The 17,752-nt window shown below is 42.8% G+C and carries 19 protein-coding genes and 2 pseudogenes; 14 read left to right on the top strand and 7 right to left on the bottom strand.

Translation table 11 applies throughout. The annotated features are described in order from the left end of the window. The 5 genes and pseudogenes from A7Q09_RS06885 to A7Q09_RS06860 form a co-directional block, all read left to right on the top strand. Nucleotides 1-789: pseudogene (locus tag A7Q09_RS06885) on the top strand (RNA-guided endonuclease InsQ/TnpB family protein); the annotation flags it as partial. A 554-nt stretch (nucleotides 790-1,343) separates the two neighbouring features. Further along, entirely contained in the window at nucleotides 1,344-1,577 is a 234-nt protein-coding gene (locus A7Q09_RS06875) for a hypothetical protein (RefSeq protein ID WP_134390591.1), read from the top strand. Nucleotides 1,578-1,631: 54 nt separating this feature from the next. Continuing rightward, nucleotides 1,632-2,495 (top strand): DUF692 domain-containing protein, encoded by an 864-nt coding sequence (locus A7Q09_RS06870; protein ID WP_134390595.1) that lies wholly within the window; start codon nucleotides 1,632-1,634, stop codon nucleotides 2,493-2,495. Continuing rightward, complete coding sequence (locus tag A7Q09_RS06865) at nucleotides 2,455-3,396, top strand: putative DNA-binding domain-containing protein (RefSeq protein ID WP_134390590.1); 942 nt, start codon at nucleotides 2,455-2,457, stop codon at nucleotides 3,394-3,396. The genes A7Q09_RS06870 and A7Q09_RS06865 overlap by 41 nt, the downstream gene beginning before the upstream one ends. 192 nt (nucleotides 3,397-3,588) lie before the next feature. Continuing rightward, a complete protein-coding gene (locus A7Q09_RS06860) occupies nucleotides 3,589-3,966 on the top strand; it encodes an arsenate reductase family protein (RefSeq protein WP_134390588.1) in 378 nt (125 codons plus the stop codon). On the opposite strand, the gene A7Q09_RS06855 is transcribed toward A7Q09_RS06860, so the two are convergent. After that, on the bottom strand, nucleotides 3,958-5,076 hold the full coding sequence (locus A7Q09_RS06855; RefSeq protein ID WP_134390586.1) for an alanine--glyoxylate aminotransferase family protein: 1,119 nt from the start codon (nucleotides 5,074-5,076) through the stop codon (nucleotides 3,958-3,960). The two genes, A7Q09_RS06860 and A7Q09_RS06855, sit on opposite strands and share 9 nt — an antisense overlap. Before the next feature lie 274 nt (nucleotides 5,077-5,350). Here A7Q09_RS06855 and A7Q09_RS06850 point away from each other — a divergent pair, with 274 nt between their 5' ends. The 3 genes from A7Q09_RS06850 to A7Q09_RS06840 all read left to right on the top strand — a co-directional run bounded on the left by A7Q09_RS06850 (nucleotide 5,351) and on the right by A7Q09_RS06840 (nucleotide 8,782). Continuing rightward, nucleotides 5,351-6,508 carry a glycosyltransferase family 4 protein gene (locus A7Q09_RS06850; protein ID WP_134390584.1) on the top strand — a complete coding sequence of 386 codons (1,158 nt, stop codon included), beginning with the start codon at nucleotides 5,351-5,353 and terminating at the stop codon, nucleotides 6,506-6,508. A 50-nt stretch (nucleotides 6,509-6,558) separates the two neighbouring features. Beyond that, nucleotides 6,559-7,704 (top strand): glycoside hydrolase family 57, encoded by a 1,146-nt coding sequence (locus A7Q09_RS06845; RefSeq protein WP_134390583.1) that lies wholly within the window; start codon nucleotides 6,559-6,561, stop codon nucleotides 7,702-7,704. Nucleotides 7,705-7,825: 121 nt separating this feature from the next. Next, the gene (locus A7Q09_RS06840) at nucleotides 7,826-8,782 is read left to right on the top strand and encodes an alpha-amylase family glycosyl hydrolase (protein ID WP_244228585.1); all 957 of its coding nucleotides are present in this window, start codon (nucleotides 7,826-7,828) and stop codon (nucleotides 8,780-8,782) included. 30 nt (nucleotides 8,783-8,812) lie between these two features. Here A7Q09_RS06840 and A7Q09_RS06835 read toward each other — a convergent pair whose 3' ends face one another. Next, on the bottom strand, nucleotides 8,813-9,022 hold the full coding sequence (locus A7Q09_RS06835) for a hypothetical protein (protein ID WP_134390579.1): 210 nt from the start codon (nucleotides 9,020-9,022) through the stop codon (nucleotides 8,813-8,815). A 72-nt stretch (nucleotides 9,023-9,094) separates the two neighbouring features. On the opposite strand from A7Q09_RS06835, the gene A7Q09_RS06830 reads away from it, so the two are divergent. Continuing rightward, nucleotides 9,095-9,508 (top strand): VOC family protein, encoded by a 414-nt coding sequence (locus A7Q09_RS06830; RefSeq protein WP_134390577.1) that lies wholly within the window; start codon nucleotides 9,095-9,097, stop codon nucleotides 9,506-9,508. Between the two features lie 13 nt (nucleotides 9,509-9,521). On the opposite strand, the gene A7Q09_RS06825 is transcribed toward A7Q09_RS06830, so the two are convergent. Both A7Q09_RS06825 and A7Q09_RS06820 read right to left on the bottom strand, forming a co-directional pair. Beyond that, complete coding sequence (locus A7Q09_RS06825) at nucleotides 9,522-9,878, bottom strand: VanZ family protein (protein WP_134390575.1); 357 nt, start codon at nucleotides 9,876-9,878, stop codon at nucleotides 9,522-9,524. Between the two features lie 172 nt (nucleotides 9,879-10,050). Then, nucleotides 10,051-11,307: an FIST signal transduction protein gene (locus A7Q09_RS06820; protein WP_134390573.1), complete on the bottom strand. Its 1,257-nt coding sequence runs from the start codon at nucleotides 11,305-11,307 to the stop codon at nucleotides 10,051-10,053. A gap of 215 nt (nucleotides 11,308-11,522) precedes the next feature. Between A7Q09_RS06820 and A7Q09_RS06815 the strand changes: the two genes are divergently transcribed. Then, entirely contained in the window at nucleotides 11,523-12,215 is a 693-nt protein-coding gene (locus A7Q09_RS06815) for a rhomboid family intramembrane serine protease (protein WP_134390571.1), read from the top strand. A 77-nt stretch (nucleotides 12,216-12,292) separates the two neighbouring features. Here A7Q09_RS06815 and A7Q09_RS06810 read toward each other — a convergent pair whose 3' ends face one another. Further along, complete coding sequence (locus tag A7Q09_RS06810; RefSeq protein ID WP_134390570.1) at nucleotides 12,293-13,489, bottom strand: NAD-dependent formate dehydrogenase; 1,197 nt, start codon at nucleotides 13,487-13,489, stop codon at nucleotides 12,293-12,295. A gap of 271 nt (nucleotides 13,490-13,760) precedes the next feature. Here A7Q09_RS06810 and A7Q09_RS06805 point away from each other — a divergent pair, with 271 nt between their 5' ends. Continuing rightward, nucleotides 13,761-13,949 (top strand): hydrogenase expression/formation C-terminal domain-containing protein, encoded by a 189-nt coding sequence (locus A7Q09_RS06805; protein ID WP_134390568.1) that lies wholly within the window; start codon nucleotides 13,761-13,763, stop codon nucleotides 13,947-13,949. A gap of 20 nt (nucleotides 13,950-13,969) precedes the next feature. Here the strand turns inward: A7Q09_RS06805 and A7Q09_RS06800 are convergent, their stop codons facing one another. Next, entirely contained in the window at nucleotides 13,970-15,004 is a 1,035-nt protein-coding gene (locus A7Q09_RS06800; RefSeq protein ID WP_134390566.1) for a hypothetical protein, read from the bottom strand. A gap of 870 nt (nucleotides 15,005-15,874) precedes the next feature. Between A7Q09_RS06800 and A7Q09_RS10715 the strand changes: the two genes are divergently transcribed. From A7Q09_RS10715 to A7Q09_RS11130, 3 genes and pseudogenes are all read left to right on the top strand, one after another. Then, the gene (locus A7Q09_RS10715) at nucleotides 15,875-16,216 is read left to right on the top strand and encodes a hypothetical protein (RefSeq protein ID WP_208526702.1); all 342 of its coding nucleotides are present in this window, start codon (nucleotides 15,875-15,877) and stop codon (nucleotides 16,214-16,216) included. 51 nt (nucleotides 16,217-16,267) lie between these two features. After that, a pseudogene (locus tag A7Q09_RS11300) lies at nucleotides 16,268-16,840 on the top strand (heavy metal translocating P-type ATPase); the annotation flags it as partial. A gap of 38 nt (nucleotides 16,841-16,878) precedes the next feature. Continuing rightward, nucleotides 16,879-17,352, top strand: coding sequence for an HAD-IC family P-type ATPase (locus tag A7Q09_RS11130; protein WP_347877501.1), 474 nt, complete (start codon nucleotides 16,879-16,881; stop codon nucleotides 17,350-17,352). A gap of 180 nt (nucleotides 17,353-17,532) precedes the next feature. Here A7Q09_RS11130 and A7Q09_RS06790 read toward each other — a convergent pair. Beyond that, nucleotides 17,533-17,752 (bottom strand): zinc ribbon domain-containing protein (locus tag A7Q09_RS06790; protein WP_166791945.1); only part of this gene is annotated, 220 nt, incomplete at its 5' end.

Here is a 17,752-nt window from a genome sequence, read left to right as displayed (position 1 = left end):
CGCTGCCGACGCTATCCCCCTGCATCCCGCTGAAAACCAAGGCGCGACCGGGGTGGATTTGGGGGTATCGGCCATGGCAACATTCTCCACAAGGAGAAAAGGTAATCGGTCCCAAGCCGCACAGGGCCTTGCTCAAGCGATTGGGGCGACTGTCTTGCAGTCTCTTGCGCAAACATCAGGCGGCCAGGAAGACGTTGGGCCTTGCGGACCACACAACGATTCCCAAAGGCTTGCGGTTGCCCATATCGGGAAATGCCCAAAAGGCCAGAGTCCGACTGTCCAAGCTCCATGCCTGTATTGCCAACGTCCGGCAGGATGCCTTGCACAAGCTCATGTCCGATCTTACGCGACGGTTTTACCCCATCGCCATCGAGGAGCTGAACGTGCGCGGGATGTTGAAAAACCATCGACTGGCCCAATCCATTGCTGACATGGGTTTCTTCGAGTTTCGGCGACAACTGGAATATAAGGCAGAAAGGGGTGGTGGTTTGGTGCTTGTCGCTGGTCGCTGGTTTCCATCCAGCAAGAGTTGTTCGGCATGTGGGACGGTCCAGGAAACACTGCCGCTGGCCATTCGCCAGTGGGTGTGTCCGGAGTGTGGAAGCATCCACGACCGGGAGGTGAATGCGGCAAGGAATATCCTGACGCATGGTTTGGCCGTCCTAAACGGCCCTATGGCGAGTTCCGCCAAATGTGAAGCCGGTGGAGAAAAAAAGCTCTGGCCGCCGTCGCATGACGATGGTAAAACTGTCCTCTGTGAAGCAGGAAGTTAGCTTTGTTCCTCTCTGAGCAGGAACGAGTAAGTCTGAGGGAACGGTTTAGAAGTACAAGATTTTTCTAAAAATATAATTAGTTTTTTTCTTGTAGAAGTTGTAATCAAAAGATAAAAGAAAAAGAGCGAATCTTCTAAAAGGAATATAGAGAATATCAACTACTCCGCCCTGAAGGGCGGAGCTTGTGAAAGCAAGCTAGGTTGAACAGGGAAAGCGGTAGTCAGTCCGCTACGTTTGCAACAGGTCGTTAAGACCCACTCCGGGACGCTTCCTCAGTCCCGGACACTGGAAGGTGGGGATCATGCTGGGCAAAGACAAAGGCCCGAAGGTTCTCACCGACACCGCTAGGGGTGAGCCGGTTGCAGACATTCCCCGAGGGGAGACGGGCAGAGATGCCCGCGTTACAAGGCACCTAAGGCTTAGAAAAGCGGGCACGGACGGTTGATGGATCGTGGACGTGCTTGCCTGAACAAAGATAGCATTGGAGAAAGGAGGTGCGGGAACTGGGGCGGCTTACGCCGCCGCGCTATCCCTCCCCGGCATGAATGCCAGGGTCTCCCGCGAAAATGGATGAAAAAACAACTTCGTTCTGCCGTTGTTGGCACGGTTATGGTTGGAATGCTTGCAGGAACAGCTCTGAATGGGAAGGTGAAAAACTTGGATAAATTAGCTGGAAAATCAGCAGATCCTAGAGCCTTTGCTGAAATGAGTTGTAAAGGAAAGCAAAGCTGCAAAGGAAAGAAAAAAAGCAAGAAGGGCGAAGAACCTCAAAGCTCAGAATCAAAAACCTCTTGTTGGTGTTAAGTTTTTGACTTTGTTTAGTGTCTATCTCTGCGCACCTTTTTGCATAAGGAAAGCATTTCTTTGAAGTTTTCAAAGTTTTTCGAGGCCTACGGAATAGGGATTGGCTTAAGGATCCCTCATTACCAGCATATATTGGAGAAGAAGCCAGGAGTGAGCTGGTTTGAGATTATTTCTGAAAACTTTATGGGCAATGGAGGCAAGCCAGAGATTCTATTGGATAAGATATTGGAAAGCTATAAAGTAGTGCCGCATGGGGTAGGGCTATATTTTGGTTCGGTTGATCCCCTAGATCGCGAGCATTTAAAACGACTGAAAAAACTTATTCAAAAAACAAAAACTCCCTGGGTATCGGACCATTTAGCTTGGGGTAGTGTGGATGGAACCTATGTTCATGATCTTTTACCCATGCCTTATACCCTAGCGGCAGCAAAACTGACGGCTCAAAAAATAAAAGAAGCACAGGATTTTCTAGAAGTTCCGATTGGGGTGGAAAACATCAGTAGTTATGCTCAGTATCGCTCTTCTAAAATGACGGAGTGGGAGTTTTTAACCGAAGTGGTTGAAACGGCTGACTGTGGCATCCTCCTTGATGTGAATAACCTGTATGTCAACTCGCAAAACCACGGATTTGATCCGCTAGCTTATTTGGATTATATTCCTTTGAAAAGAGTTATACAGTTTCACATTGCTGGACATAGTCGACTTCCAAAATATATTCTTGATACTCATGATCAGCCTGTATCCTTAGCGGTGTGGAGACTCTACGGCGAGGTTATTCGACGGGGTGGTCCACGGCCAACCCTCCTCGAATGGGACGATGCCATTCCTTCTTTTGAGGAGGTCTATCAGGAAGCCTTAAAAGCCAAAGCGTTTATCGATGCCTATCAATCTACAGAGCCTAGAGGCGGAAAATCCTGAAAGCTTGAGAAAGCTTCAGCGATTGGTGCTATCCTTGATCCGGCGTCCGCTTAATTCAAAGGATCGGATAAGAAAAATGGCCGAAGATGGGCAGCCAATTGAGGTGTTGGCACAGGGGATTTTTGAACCTAGTCAGACGATGACCAGCTTAGAACGCCTTGAAGTTTACAACCAACAATATTGGTTTAAAATGCTAGAGGCTTTCTATCAGGATTTTAGCGGGTTGAGCTATCTGATTGGAAAAAGGCGATTTAGAAAACTGGTAGAAGCCTATTTAGAGAAATATCCGCCTCGCTCTGCCAGACTTGGGGATATTGGATCAGAACTAGAGGCCTTTTTAAGAGAAAATCCAGATTTTTTAGGTGCCACTACTCAGGAAGCGGCTATAGACATGGTTCGATTGGAAAGGGCTCTGTTTAGAGCTTTTGATGCCCCAGACTATCCTACTATATCTTCTAAGGATATTATAGAAGCAAAACCTGAAGCTCTGAGAATAGGCCTTCAACCGCATATCAGCCTGCTTGAGCTTCAATACGCAATCGAAGATTTTCTTCTTTCCGGTTTAGAAAAATCCGGTATGGGTACTTCAGAAATGGGGATAGTTGATAGACGTAAGCAACCGCTTAAAAAACCCAAGCGGTTTTTCGCTCTTAAAAGACAAAAGCATTGGGTTGTAGTGCATCGGTTTAGGAATGTTCCTTATATTAAACTAGTTGAGTCCCCAGTCTTTCGTTTTTTGAGTCTCTTAGAAAAGGGGCACACTCTTTATGAAGCTTGTGAAGCGTTTCTAACAGGCAATGATAAGAGAGAAGAAAATTTCTCTGAGCTACAGCTATTGCAATGGACTCAAGAGTTTACGGTATTGGGTTGGTTTTGTCGCTATAGAGAGAATGTTCTCTAAAGAGCTAACGCCTATAGTCAGGGATTGGCTTGATCTTGGCTTTGAGCTTTCTTTTAATCCTTAGTTTTTTTGCTTAAGATAGTTCATTTATCCTCAACTGATAATCAATCGGAGTCTTTCTTCTGAGTTAGTTTTTTCTTTCTCTAAATCTATTGACTTTTTTCAAAGCTCAGCGATAGATTGACAAAGCGAATGGCTCACAAAGTTCTTATTTATATCAATCCTACTTGTTCTACTTGCCGTAAGGCGGTTGGGATTCTAGATGAAATGAAAGTCGATTATGAAAAAATCAACTATTTTAGCCATCCTCTAAGCAAAGAAAAATGGGCAGAGCTTTTAAAAAAAATGGGGAAAAAGCCTATTGAAATACTAAGAACCAAGGAAGAGACCTTTACTGAACTTAAGCTTGATAAGCATCCGTTCAGTGATGAAGCATTGATTGAAATAATGGCTGCCCATCCCGAACTCATTCAAAGACCGATTCTTGAAATTGAAGATAAAGCGATTCTTGGAAGGCCTCCCGAATGCATTAAAGAATTTCTTCGCTCCGTTTTTAATCGTTCATCTTGATAAAATTTTTTTCAAAGCTTCAAGCAATCTCTCAATATTTTCTTTCCTTGCTCCTTCTGCCATAAGACCAATCCTCCATATTTTTCCTTTAAGAGGTCCTAACCCAGGTCCGATTTCGATTTCATAAGCATCAAGCAGTTTTTTGCGTAGAAAAGCTTCAGTTTTTTCATCTGGAACTGTGATCGCATTGAGCTGCCAGAGGCGACGGTCTTCGGGAGTAAAAAACTTCAAGCCGAGTTGGGCTAGTCCTTCTTTTAGCATCAAATGAGCTTGGTAATGGCGTTGCCATCTATTTTGCAGTCCTTCTTCCAGAATCAGTCTTAGGGATTGATGCAGTCCATAGTTATTATTAATCGGTGCAGTATGATGGTAGAGCCGTTCATGGCCCCAGTAACCATAGAGAAGGGAACAATCAAAATACCAACTGGGAATTTTCGTTTTTCTTTTCGCTATCACCTCAAGGGCTCTAGGGCTAAAGGAAACGGGCGATAATCCAGGTGGAGAGCCGATGCATTTTTGGGTGGCGCTAAAGGTCGCATCCACTTTCCATTGATCGATAAAAACAGGGGATCCTCCAAGAGAAGTGACCGTATCAAGAATGAACAGAGCACCACTTTCAGCGACAATTGGAGCCAGTTCTTCCATGGGATTACAAATTCCAGTCGAGGTTTCAGCATGCACCAAAGCCACCACTTTGGGCCTTTCCTTTGTTATTGCCTCTTTTAGCTGCTCGACTTCGATCGATTGTCCCCATGGCACTTCTAGGGTTTTGACTTCTGCTCCCAGTTTTATTGCTAGGTCAGCAATACGCCTGCCAAAAAGCCCATTAATTCCTACAAGCACCCTATCTTGCGGCTCTATTAAGTTGACAAGACAAAACTCCATGCCTGCACTTCCCGTGCCGCTGATCGGAAAAGTAAATTCATTGGATGTTTGAAAGACAGCTCTTAGCATTGTCTTTATTTCTTCCATAAGAGAAAGAAAAAAGGGGTCTAGATGGCCTATGGGTGCACAACTCATTTTTTCGAGAACCGACGGGTGAACAGGACTAGGGCCTGGCCCCATCAATAAGCGCTTGGGAATATGGAAAGGTTGAATATTGAAACTCATCGAGTGGATCTTTTAGGCAGGATTGAGAAAAAAGAGTAACAACTCTTTAAAAATAGGAAAGAAAAAAAGAAAGCCAACTGTGGAGAAGCTTTAATCCAAAGACTGATGGCTAAAGAAAGAACAATAAGCGTAAAAAGGCTAAATCAATATACAGAAAAACATTTCTTTTAACTTAGGCAAACCCTTAGTTTGCTCTGAGGTGGTTTTGGCTTATAATCTGGATTTATTGTATTAATCATCACCATGAGAACCTGTTAAGTCTTTAAAACAAATTATGAAAATAGCCATGCTGTCTTGGGAAACTCTTCATTCAATTGCTGTTGGAGGATTAGCTGTACATGTTACAGAGCTAGCCGCCGGGTTGTCCCGTCGGGGCCATCAGGTACATGTTTTTACTAGAAGACAGAATTGGATGAGTCACTATGATTGTATTGATGGGGTGCATTATCATCGGTGTGATTTTGCTTTTCATCCAGATTTTATAACCGAAATGCATAATTTATGCGGATCATTTATTGGGCATCTTTGGAAGGAAGAAGATTATGCTGGGGGCTTTGACATTGTCCATGCGCATGACTGGTTGACCTCAATGGCGGGGAAATGGGCAAAATGGGGTCGTGGCAGACGCTTTGTTTTTACCCTTCATTCTACTGAATATGGCCGCTGTGGGAACTGTCATCATGGAGGCAATTCTGCGAGGATCCGTCATCTAGAAGGTGAAGGTGCTCATTATGCGGATAGAATTATAGCGGTTTCCAATCAGTTGAAATGGGAAATTGTTTCCATTTATCATCAGTGGGAAGGCAAAATCTGGGTTATTCCCAATGGGATTAGTGTGACTCCTTTTAGCGGCTTTATTGATCCAGCAGCAGTCAAGGGAAGATATGGTATTGGACCGATGGATCCGACATTTCTTTTTTGTGGCCGATTGACCCATCAGAAAGGTCCAGATCTTCTTTTAGAAGCGATTCCTTGGGTTCTTAAATTCAATGGCAACGCCAAGTTCATTTTTGCGGGTGATGGATACTTGAGATCTCAGCTGGAATCTCGATCTTGGCAGCTTGGCATAAGGCATGCTGTACGATTCATAGGACATAGGTTTGGGGCTGATCTGCATGATCTTTTTCGTGCGGTTGATGCGGTGGTTCTTCCCTCGCGGAACGAGCCCTTTGGCATAGCCGTTCTTGAAGGGTGGGCAGCGGGAAAGCCTGTCATCGCAACGCATAATGGTTCAGAATTTGTATGGCATGGGATAAATGGCTACAAGGTATATCCAACCCCAGAATCGATAGCATGGGGTTGTTGCGAAATCATGAAAAATTTTGAGCATAGTCGGTGGATGGGCCAAAACGGCCGAAAGGCTGCAGAAGAATCTTTTAGTTGGGATTCAGTTGCAGCGCTGACAGAACGTTGTTATTATTCCTTATTCTAGGGCATTTGTGAGGGGCTTCTTAAAAGATGTAATCCAAAGGAGTTGTGGTTATGCCAAAAATATGTCATGCCCTTGGCCTTCATATGCATCAACCTCTAGGGAATTTGAATCTATTGTTGGATACTAATCGGTGGGAAGCTCAGCAGATTCTTTTAGCATACGAACGGCCTATCCATTTTTTAAAACGCTATGGAGATAAGGCTAAAGTCCATTTTGGCTTTTCAGGGACCTTACTGGAGCAGTTTTTAGATCCTGCAATCCAGCAAAAAAGTCAAGATATTCTCGATCTTGGAAGGATGCTTGAGACCTACAAGCAACTTTCTAATATCGAGCTTGTGGGAATGGGATATTATCATCCCCTCTTTCCCATCATCCCTATAGAAGATTGGGAAGAACAACTATGGCTGCATCGCCAATGTATTGAAAAGGTTTTCGGCAGAAGGCCCAAAGGTTTTTTCCCTCCCGAAATGGGTTTTACCATGGAAATGATCCCTTATTTGGTGGAGGTGGGTTATAGCTATGTCATTGTGGACAGTGCTCATATTCGCAGACAAGACGGTCAACCTACAGCCCCATATCAGGTGTATCTTGCTGAATGGAAAGGTAAAAGTATTGCCATTGTTCCTAGAGAAAGAGATTTAAGCAATGCCCAACAAAGCGGAATGGATCCGGTATGGTTCTTGGGTGAAGCGGAAAACAAGACGAAGTCATTTGCTTCTCCTGCCTTGATCACAACATGGACGGACGGTGAAAATGGGGGATGGTTTAGAAACTTAAGTGATTCGGCGAATTTCTGGGGCTATTTCTTTTCAGCTTATATGGAAAGAATTGAGGCTAAAGGAGATATTGAATTGGTATTTTTGTCTGATTACATTGAGCAACATCCTCCGACAGAGAAGGTGCATGTACAGACTGGGGCATGGAATGTTGGATCAACTTCAGGATACGATTTTTCACAATGGACAGGCTCTCAATCCCAAAAGAAAGCTCTAGAAGCCATATACAGACTCAGTGCCAAATACTGGGAAAAAGCTAAAGAACAGCAAACGCATAGTGAGCCGGAATATACAAGGAAACTTCACGAAATGCGCAAATTACTACTGCAATCAGAAACGAGTTGTTATCTCTTCTGGGGAGAATCATGGCTTCCAAAGCTTTATGATCTGATTGATCAAGCCTATAAAGCAATGCCTTAAAAAAATAACCTACTGGCAAAGCCTGCTTATTGGAAAAATAGGGAGGGGGGGCAATGCTGCTTTCATAAGTATTTATTGATTATTCACTAATTATTTTTAAATTAAAAAAACTTAAAGAATAATGGGAAGAGAGCAAAAAAAAATTTGGATCTATAACATTTTCCCAAGGCTTTTGGGTACAATAAAGGATTGGGAAAGTCATCTGGAGCGGATTACTTGGATGGGTTTTGACACCCTTTTTCTCAATCCAATTAGCCCTTGTGGTGCTTCTGGAAGTATCTATTCTATATTAAACCCAAAAGCGATTGCTTCCGAATATGGAACCGAAGAAGCATTCCAGCGGTTTCTAAATCTTTGTCATCAGCGAAGACTTAAAGTATGGATTGATCTGGTGGCTAACCACATCGCCATAGATTCTCCCTTAATCAAAGAGCATCCTGATTGGATTGTTTGGGAAGGGGGACAGCCAAAAAATCCTGGTTGTGTTGACAGTGGTCAGTGGATCAGTTGGAAAGATCTTGCTCAACTTGACTATTCAAATAAAGACGTCGTTGATTATCAGAAATCGGTCATTAAATATTGGTTGGATTTGGGAGTCGATGGATTTAGAGCTGATTATGCCTATGGGATTTCACCAGCCATTTGGAAAGAATTGATTGCTTATGGCCGATCGATCCTTCCGAAAGTTCAGTTTTTTGGGGAAGCTTTGGGTTGCCCTCCAGAACAGGTGGTCAGCATTGCCAAAAGCGGCTTTGATTATATGGCAAGTTCCATTTTTTGGTGGGACGGAAAAGCGGAATGGTGGCCGCAACAGCGGGAACTCTATAGACGAGAATCGATCAAACTCATAGGTTTTCCTGAAAGCCATGACACCATACGATGCACTTCTTTTGAGGAAGCTCTGTTAAAATTACATCGAGCCTATGAGCAGAGTGATGGCATACTCATTCCAGCGGGCTTTGAATTTGGATTTAGAAGAAAACTAGATGTAGTTAAAACCACCAAAAGGTGGTGGATAGAAGAGTTACCTGGTCGATGGAACCTGTCAGAAAGAATCAGGCAGTTGACTCAATCCTAAGTCAGTTTTCTACTCATCGCGGAATTATCGTTAGCCATGTGGTTTGTACGAACGCCATTCCAATTTGCATTCAGAACATTTTAAGGCACCATAGACATTATAGTAACTGCTATACCCAGTACTTGTATCAGACTTAGCCAACGTCATTTCATCATGGATATGAGCATGATGATGGCATAAGGCTCGACCGCAAGCCGCACAGGTTCCCCGGGCTTCTTCTTCGCAAAACCAGCATTTCATATACGTTTTTTTTAAATTGGAATTGAAAAGAGTTTACCAGAGAGATACTAAAAAACAATAGGATTCTTTTTTATGGTTGCAATGGAAGCCATACACCATGTTACTCTTCCCGTAAAAGATCTAGAACGCTCGATTCGGTTTTACACCGAAGTCCTCGGTTTAAAACAGATTGCTAGGCCTCCTTTTTCTTTCCCTGGTGCTTGGTTTGAGGTTGGAAACCAGCAGCTGCATCTAACCGTTTTGTCTTCTCCCCTTCCTAATACAGAAAGCCCTTGGATAGACACCAAGGCTAGACATGTAGCTTTTCGGGTTAAAAACATAATGGAGGCTTTGACTTGGCTAAAAGGAATGGGCTACAGTGAAGAGCAAACTGATCCAGCCTTCCGATTAAAGATCAATCTGAATAGTGTTGCTGGGTTTCCTCAAATTTTTCTATTGGATCCCGATGGCCATCTCTTGGAAATTAATTCTGAAAGCTCCCATTAGCTAGGAGAGTTATTTATTTCTCTTTCGTTGCTTTGAAAAGTCTAAGCATGCCCATAGTTATGATCGTGCCAGCCGTTGCTCCAAGACAGTCTGCTAGCCAGTCGTAAAAATCACACTGTCGGCCAGGGATAAGTCTTTGATAGTTTTCGTCGATTATCCCAAAGAGTGCTGCGAGGGCTATCCCATAGAGAAGTTTCATTGAAGCTTGGCAAAAAAGCCATCCGAGAATCGAATAAGCAAAAAAGTGGAGGATTTTATCCAATACATTTTTAGTGATTACAGAAAGCGTAGCCCCTGGCAACGAAGAAAAGGCGAGGATCAAATCACAGTACAAAAGAGCAAGGACCCATTTGCTAATATTTCGGTTCATGTGGGAAGAATGATTTTAAACCTACCTTGAAAACGGGAAGAAAAAAAGAAAAATGAACGGTTTGATGGAAAAGAAGTCGTGATTTTCAATTGAGGATTGAGAACGAAAACTTCTTGTTGAGGTTCCAGCAAGAAATCCCATCCCTAGTTCTTTTTGAATTCAGCTAAAGGCATTAACGTGTAATCGGCTCATCGCCTAGAAGCCAGACAGTCGTAGTTTGATTGTGATGGCCTACAGTGCCTGCGATAGTGTAGCCTGTTTCCCCATAAGTTGAAGCTCCGATCAGGGGAACATTTTTGCCGACTAAAGATTTGACAGCTTGGATTTCGGCTCTTCCGGTTTTAAGTCTTTCAGACTGTTGGTGGCAAAGGATACAGTTAAAGAGAACGACGGCGGCGATTTTTTGAGGATAACCCGCATCGGCTATGGCTCTTTGTACGGCCAGGCGGGTAGATTCAATCCGACTTTGAGAGTCAGCTTCGAGTAAGGATACACCTGAGCCTTGAGGAATTTCAGAAAAGAAAGACATCGAACCATCCTTTTGGATAGCAGCCGGGCTATGGATATGCCAGTAGTGACTCACTGGCTCTACTATTCCTAAAGGATGACTATTAAAAGCATGAAAGGCTTCTTGCCATGAGGAAGAAGCCGTTAACTCCATGTAGACATCAGCAGCCATGCGATGATTTAAAGAATAGACGACTCTTCCAAAGCTTTCTGTCACAAACGCTCCTTTGCCTGGTATGGGACGGAAAGCATTTGCTATGCCTACCCCATTCTTCAGAGTGGTGGCTAGGGAAAGAACCGAAAGAGCGTTTTTTTCTGCCTTATCGTCAGCATAACAGTAGGTCTCCGTGACTCTTTCTAAATAGAGGGAGTCAGCTCCGCTCCCGCCTGAAATTCTGACCCCGCGTCCAACATATTCGCAAATGCCTTTCAGGCATTTCTCTTCGGTCCCAATCTGAGAATGAGCAACAAGCAGAGAAAAAGGAGTAGCTTTAAGCAGATCCGCCGGTCTTTTCCCTGAAAATCCTAAATAGAGCAGTTCAGGATCAAACTGAAGGCCTTCAAAGGCTTTTTGCACGATGGCTTTGGCGCTGCTTTCAGCGTCGACACCAATGGTTCCATAGGAAACATTGGATTTTAAGAGGTTTGCTAATGGCTCAACAGAGAGCATGAAAATACCCCCACAAGTCATGGCTTCTTCTATGCCGTTAAATTCCCCAGCGCTCGACAATCCCCACAGATGACCGCTTAATGATTTTTTAATTTGACTGACTACCTGTTGTTGATTAAAAGTGCTTGAGGCAAAACAAATTGTGAATTCAGGCTTGAGGATCCCTTGTTTTTGAAGGGCATCAAGGACTTCATCTACAGTTTTTCCATAAGCCAGAGCGGTTTTAACCAGAGAGTTATCTATCCTGTTCATCTTAGAAAAAAGGTGGAAAATAAAAAAAGGAAAACGGGTTGCTTATTCTAAAAATAGTATGTTGGAACAGACTGAGGCAAGCATTTTCATTTTTGTAGAGAATTAGGAAAAATGCTGGTTTTGGAAATAGGTGTTTTTAAGAAAATAAGGCTATTGTTTGTTTTGTAGGATTTTGGCTTTTCAAAAGATATTATTAGAAAAGCAATTAGTGTTGTATGATTCCCATTGCTGATACCATACCCAGTAGAAGAAGACCATATGTAAATAATTTGTTAATTTTGACTAATGTGCTTCTCTTTATTTACGAGTTGACTCTTGGAAAACAACTCCAAAATTTTCTTCTAGATTATGGCAATGTGCCTGTTCGTTTTGTCTATTGGACTGAATTTGGCGGAGATACGTTGGATCCTCACCGCTACATTCCTTTTATAAGCTCAATGTTTCTGCATGGGGGTTTTTTTCATATTCTTGGGAATATGGTTTATCTTTGGATTTTTGGAGACAATGTCGAAGATCGATTTGGCCACATAGGTTATCTTTTTTTTTATCTCTTCGGTGGGCTTATTTCTGAAGTTGTTCAGATAGTCTCCGATCCGCATTCCACTTTACCTATTATTGGAGCTTCTGGAGCCATTGCAGCCGTTTTAGGCGCTTATTTTGTTTTTTATCCTTATAGCCGGATCATCACCCTAGTGCCCTTTTTTGGATGGTATACTTTTGCTGAGATTCCAGCGGTTTTCTATTTGGGATTCTGGTTTTTCATGCAGCTTTTCAGTGGCTCTCTTATGGCTATGAGTCCAGAAAGTATGGCTGCAGGAGGAGTAGCCTGGTGGGCCCATGTGGGCGGATTTGTTGCAGGAGCTATTGTTGGTTGGATCATTAAAAATATTTTTCCAATCGAAGATTGAAGTAAAAACGGGAAAAAAAACACGGCCTCCCCTTTTTTTGAGGATATGCCGTGCTTTTGATAGAATGAAAAAGTAATTTATTTACTTCTTAGTAGCTCTTCCACTCCTTTTGTAGTACTTCCTACTGTATAAGAATGCGCTCCGACTCCTGCAAGTTTTCCTCCTTTTACAATCAGATACTCTTCTCGGATCGGGCGACCTTCGAAGAAGCATTCTAGGATTTCCCTTGTACCAGCAGCATATCGTGCTTGGGCTGAAAGGGTTGTCCCTGAATAGTGAGGTGTCATCCCATTGTAAGGTAAAGTTCTCCAAGGATGATCAGCAGGAGGAGGTTGGGGGAACCATACGTCTCCGGCATAAGCTGCGATCTTTCCACTTTGCACAGCTCTTACTACCGCGTCTCGATCGCAGATTTTGCCTCTGGCGGTGTTCACAAGGAAAGTTCCCCGCTTGCATTTTTCAAAAAGTTGATCATTGAAAAGATGCTCAGTCGAAGGGTGCAACGGACAGTTGATAGTGATTACATCGCAGTAGGGCACCATTGAATAAACATCAGGATGATACGTAACTTCTAACTCTTTTTCGATTTCTGAAGGAAGCCTGTGTTGGTCTGTATAGTGAAGATGCACATCAAAGGGTTTTAATCTTCTTAGCACAGCAAGACCAATCCTCCCAGCCCCTACCGTTCCCACATGCATGCCTTCAAGATCATAGGCTCTTTTGGCACAATCCGCTATATTCCAACCGCCTTTCACTGCCCATTCATGGGAGGGAAGGTAGTTTCTGACGAGGGAAAGTATCATCATGACAACATGTTCAGCAACACTAATGCTATTGGAATAGGTGATTTCAGCCACAGTTATTCCCGCTTCAATGGCTGCCTGGATATCCACATGATCCGAGCCGATGCCAGCCGTTATAACTAGTTTCAAATTTTTAGCCTTCTTGATACGTTCAGGTGTTAAATAAGCAGGCCAAAATGGCTGAGAAATGACTACGTCAGCAGTAGGTAGCTCTTTTTCGAAAACAGAATTTGGGCCATCCTTGTCTGAAGTAACGATAAATTCGTGTCCAAGTTCTTCCAGATACTTCCTTAGACCGAGCCCTCCCGAGACAGATCCTAAGAGTTCCCCTGGAACAAAATCAATCCGCTTGGGACTAGGGACTGTTTGACCGTCGGGATACTTTTCAATTTTAGGGATCGAATCCCGTAGGTAAGATTTTGGATAGCCATCCACTGGATCGGGATAAAGAACACAAAGTACTTTTGCCATATTTTTCTCCTTTGGTTTAATTAATAAAATTTATATATTATAAAGAAGTATAAGCAAATAAAATATGATCTAAAAATTAAATTTTAGTAATGTATAAAAATAATTAATATTATTTATCTTTTCACCAATTCTATTTTTAGCTCTAATTCTTTATTTCATCAGGTATTTCGAATGAGCCCTCTTAAGAGCAAAATCGAGGAAAACCCTAGTATTATCGTCAGGGAGAAGATGACTTTGGGCTTGAGCAAGACGCTTATCTGCATCAAAGGCTATGGGGTCTGTCCAATCGAATAGTCAGTTCAAAAATATCCGGTGGATTGAGCATTTTAATTCAGCAGGCAAAAGCTTACTTCAAGCGATTGAGATCGACGAAGTGCCTGCCATAGTAAAGGCTGGTAGAGAAGATTTGGACGGGAGTATCTTGAGAATAAAAAAGTTACAACAAGAGCTATCCATTTAATCATTGCAAGAGAGAAGACGCTAGGGAGAGAAAATTCGAATCAGTGGAGCAAAAAAGTCCTTGGCCCCATCTGAAGAACTTTCTTTTTCGACCTTCGGAGGATGCGCTAGTTCGATCCGAACGATTAGTCCTCCAGCACGAACAATTTCTTTTACCTCTGCTGGACGATCTTTAGTGATTTCAATGATATCTTTTTTGTCGATTTTTAGGTGTGGCAGACTCGAAGAAAATATCGCATTATCGTACCTTTCTCCAAAAGGAAAGATGATGCCGGCAGTGATCACTCCTTCGATAATTCGACGCGTAGCAAGACCAGCTTCATGCGCAATAAAAAGCCCTTCTTTGTAAGGAGAATCCACGGAAAACCTTCCATAAGTCCAAGTATTGTTTGGGTGTATGCCTCTTTTTTTAAAAGCTTTGCCTATATCCGAAAAATGAACAATTAACGGTCCTTTTTCTGTTCTATTGTTGTTATTTTCTTGCTCTGTTTCTGCTTCTCTTTCTACAAGCATTTCGTCAGTGGAGCCGCCTCCATTCTTTGACTTAGGTTGCTTTTCCTTTTTTTTGAATTTTTCGGCTTTGGGAATCGATAGAAGTTTTGGAACAGAAGAAAGCCTTAGCCTAGCATAAAAGGAGCCGGCTTGAATCATTTCAAGAACCTCCGCTGGATTTGATTCAGTAATTTCAAATCGTATTCCTTCTTTAAGTCCAGGAATAGCAAAAGTTGTTTCGCAAATAGCCATCTGTACAATGACTTCGGTTGGAGATACTGTAAAAGAACTCATTTTTTGCAAGAAACTATAACTGAGTAGCTTAGGAAAACCAGCCGCAAATACCCCATCCTTCACTGCTGCCCAAGCTGTGAATTCCCCATATGTCCAGACGTTGTTCGGTTTGGTACCCAGTATTGAAACCTTTTTATGTAGTTCAGCAAAGGGGAGAATGGTTTTTGAATGATAGGTGTTCTGTGACAAAGTGCGAGGATGAGGAAAAAGGGTAAGCGAATATAAAAAAAAGCTAGAAAGGATAAGGATTTTCTTTGTTAGACTTTTCAAGCTTTTTCTAAATTCAATGTTTTTTAAATAAGATCTATATTAGAGAAAAGTTTAGAAAAGCATAATTTTTAGTCCTTGCTTTTCAGTAGTTTGCTTTGTGTTGTCATTTTATCCCTCTGCTTCCAACAATGCTTCCATCTTTTTTTCAGCATGAAACTAAAAGCATTTTTATCATTTGTCTTATTCATTGGTTGAATACAGATGAATGGTTCTCTCTATGAGAGAACCACTTCCCAGAAAGCCATACAATAATCGGCGCAATCTTAGCTTATGTTCGAGATCTTGCAAGCCGAATAAAACCATAATGAACTTCCTGGGTGGTTGCCTACCGTTTCTCTATACCAGTTTTGTGAATAAACCATAGCCCTAGAGTTTAAGAGGCAATAGAAAGATAATTGGTAGGACAATGTCATCAGAGAATACGTCTTTGTTTTGATTTAGGGACAATGGATGCAATCCTTAGAAAGAAGCTGCCTAGGAGTCCAGAAACACACAGAAAAACGGTGGGTCAAAAAAGGACATTCATTTATAGAGAAAGGTATCAAGCTCATCGCTCTTAGCTCTTTTTTTCTATTATTGTGTATGTGGTGCTACGTTGTTTATTGAAGCTAGACCCGTTTTTGCAACTTTGCCTCTTTTTTTTAGCTACAGTATCGGTGGTATCCCTCTTTTCATTGAGTTGGGATGGAAATTGTTTCGCCTTGAGTTTGGTTCTGACCTTCTGGCTGGAATTTCAATCATTAGCTTTCTTTCCTTTTTGGAGAATATTTGGCAGGAGCAATAGTGATTTTGATGCTGAGCGGTGGACAGCTATTAGAAAGATTGGCTATCTATCATGCTTCTGCAGTGTTAAGAGCGCTTGCCTAAAGAATGCCCACGGTAGCTCATCAAAAACAAAATGCTTCTCTCAAAGATATCGATTTGAAAGAGGTGATCGAGAGAATAGAGCTTATCATTTATCCGCACGAGATATGCCCAGCTGATGGTGTTGTTAACGAAGGCAAAACGGTCATGGACGAAAGTTATTTGACTGGAGAACCTTTCATGATTTCAAAGACAATTGGTTCCACGGTTCTTTCTGGAGCTATTAATGGGAAAGCGGCTATTCGCATCCGAGTTCTCAGAAAACCGGAAGACTCTCGCTATGCAAAAATAATGGAGGTCATTAGAAAAACCGAAGAAGCTAAGCCAATAAGAAGGCTTGCTGAATAGATAGGGGCTTTTTACACTCCTTTGGCCATTTTTATAGCTACTGCAGCGGGTATGGTTTTTAGTTGTCCACTTCGATTCCTGTCAGTCATAGTCATTGCTACTCCATGTCCCCTTCTTTTGGCGATTCCTGTAGTGATCCTTGGGTCCATTTCACTTTGTGCACGTCGATCGATTGTAGTGAAAGACAGTCAAGCTCTCGAACTCATTAGCAAATGCCAGAGAGCCATTTTCGATAAAACTGGTACATTGACTTATGGAATGCCTAAGCTTGTGGAAGAATCTTATTCTAGCTTTTTTGAACCTCGGTTTGTCTTTGAGTTAGCTGCAAGTCTAGAACGACACTCAAAGCACCCACTTGCAGCAGCTGTTTTGCAAAAGGCTACAGAAAAGAAAATCGAGTTCAGGGAGCTCTCTGAAGTGCATGAACCTACAGGAAAAGGTCTTTGCGGGCAGTTTGGAAAAATGAGTGTTAGGATTACAACTAGGTCCAAATTGCCCTCTAATATCAAGAGGCTAGAACAGATGCCTAGAGAAAGCGAAGGGTTGGAATGCGTAGTGTTGATCGATGAGGTTTATGCAGCTACTTTTCGCTTTCGAAATGCTCCAAGAGAAGAAAGTAAACCATTTATTGCTCATCTACCGGATAAACATGGATTTAAAAAATTCTTATTGTTTCTGGTGACCGAGAATCTGAAGTCCGTTATCTTGCTGTATCCACCCTATATGCTCAATGTAGCCCTGAGCAAAAACTTGAAATTGTTAGAAAAGAGACTAATCAAGCAAAAACCTTGTTTGTAGGCGATGGCATAAATGATGCTCCAGCCATGATGGCAGCAACCGTTGGGATTGCTGTGGGATTAAATAGTGAGCCGACTACAGAGGCGGCTAAGGTTGTTATCATGGAAAATACGTTGATGATGGTTGATGAGTTTATTCATATCAGGAGAAGAATGAGGATGATTGCCCTGCAGAGTGCTATTGATGGAATGATGCTAAGCTGCATGGGCATGGGCATTGCGGCCACAGGAGGATTGACCCCAGTAGAAGGAGCAATTTTTCAAGAAATCATCGATGTCTTCTCATTGCTTAATGCGCTCAGAACCGTTTTTTCATTCAAAACTATCAAAGATTTTTAATTAGATTCTGTTTCTTTTGTCGTTCCGTCGGACTCACTCATTTCTACTACCACAAGTTCGAAGCTGACTTCCTGCTTCAGGGAGGCTGGTTTCACTCGGGCCTTGCGGCCCGAGCCAGAGCCTTCCTCTCCACAGGCTTCACATCCGGTTGGCCCTCGCCGTAGGACCGCTTAGGGCGGCCTATCCATACGCCAGGAGATTTTTGGCCGCATTCACCTCCCGGTCCTGAAGGGTTCCACAGTCCGGACATCGCCACTCGTAAACAGCCAGCAGCATTTTTTCCTGCACCGTCCTGCCAATCAAACAGCTCTTGCTGGGCGGAAACCAGCGGCCGGCCACCACCACTAGCCCACCTTCCCACTTTGCCTTGTATTCCAGTTGCAGCTGAAGCTCAAAGAAA

The sequence above is a fragment of the Methylacidiphilum sp. Yel genome (assembly GCF_004421185.1).
In the GTDB taxonomy this organism is placed as follows: Bacteria; Verrucomicrobiota; Verrucomicrobiia; order Methylacidiphilales; family Methylacidiphilaceae; genus Methylacidiphilum.
This window is presented reverse-complemented; position numbering and strand designations above follow the sequence as displayed.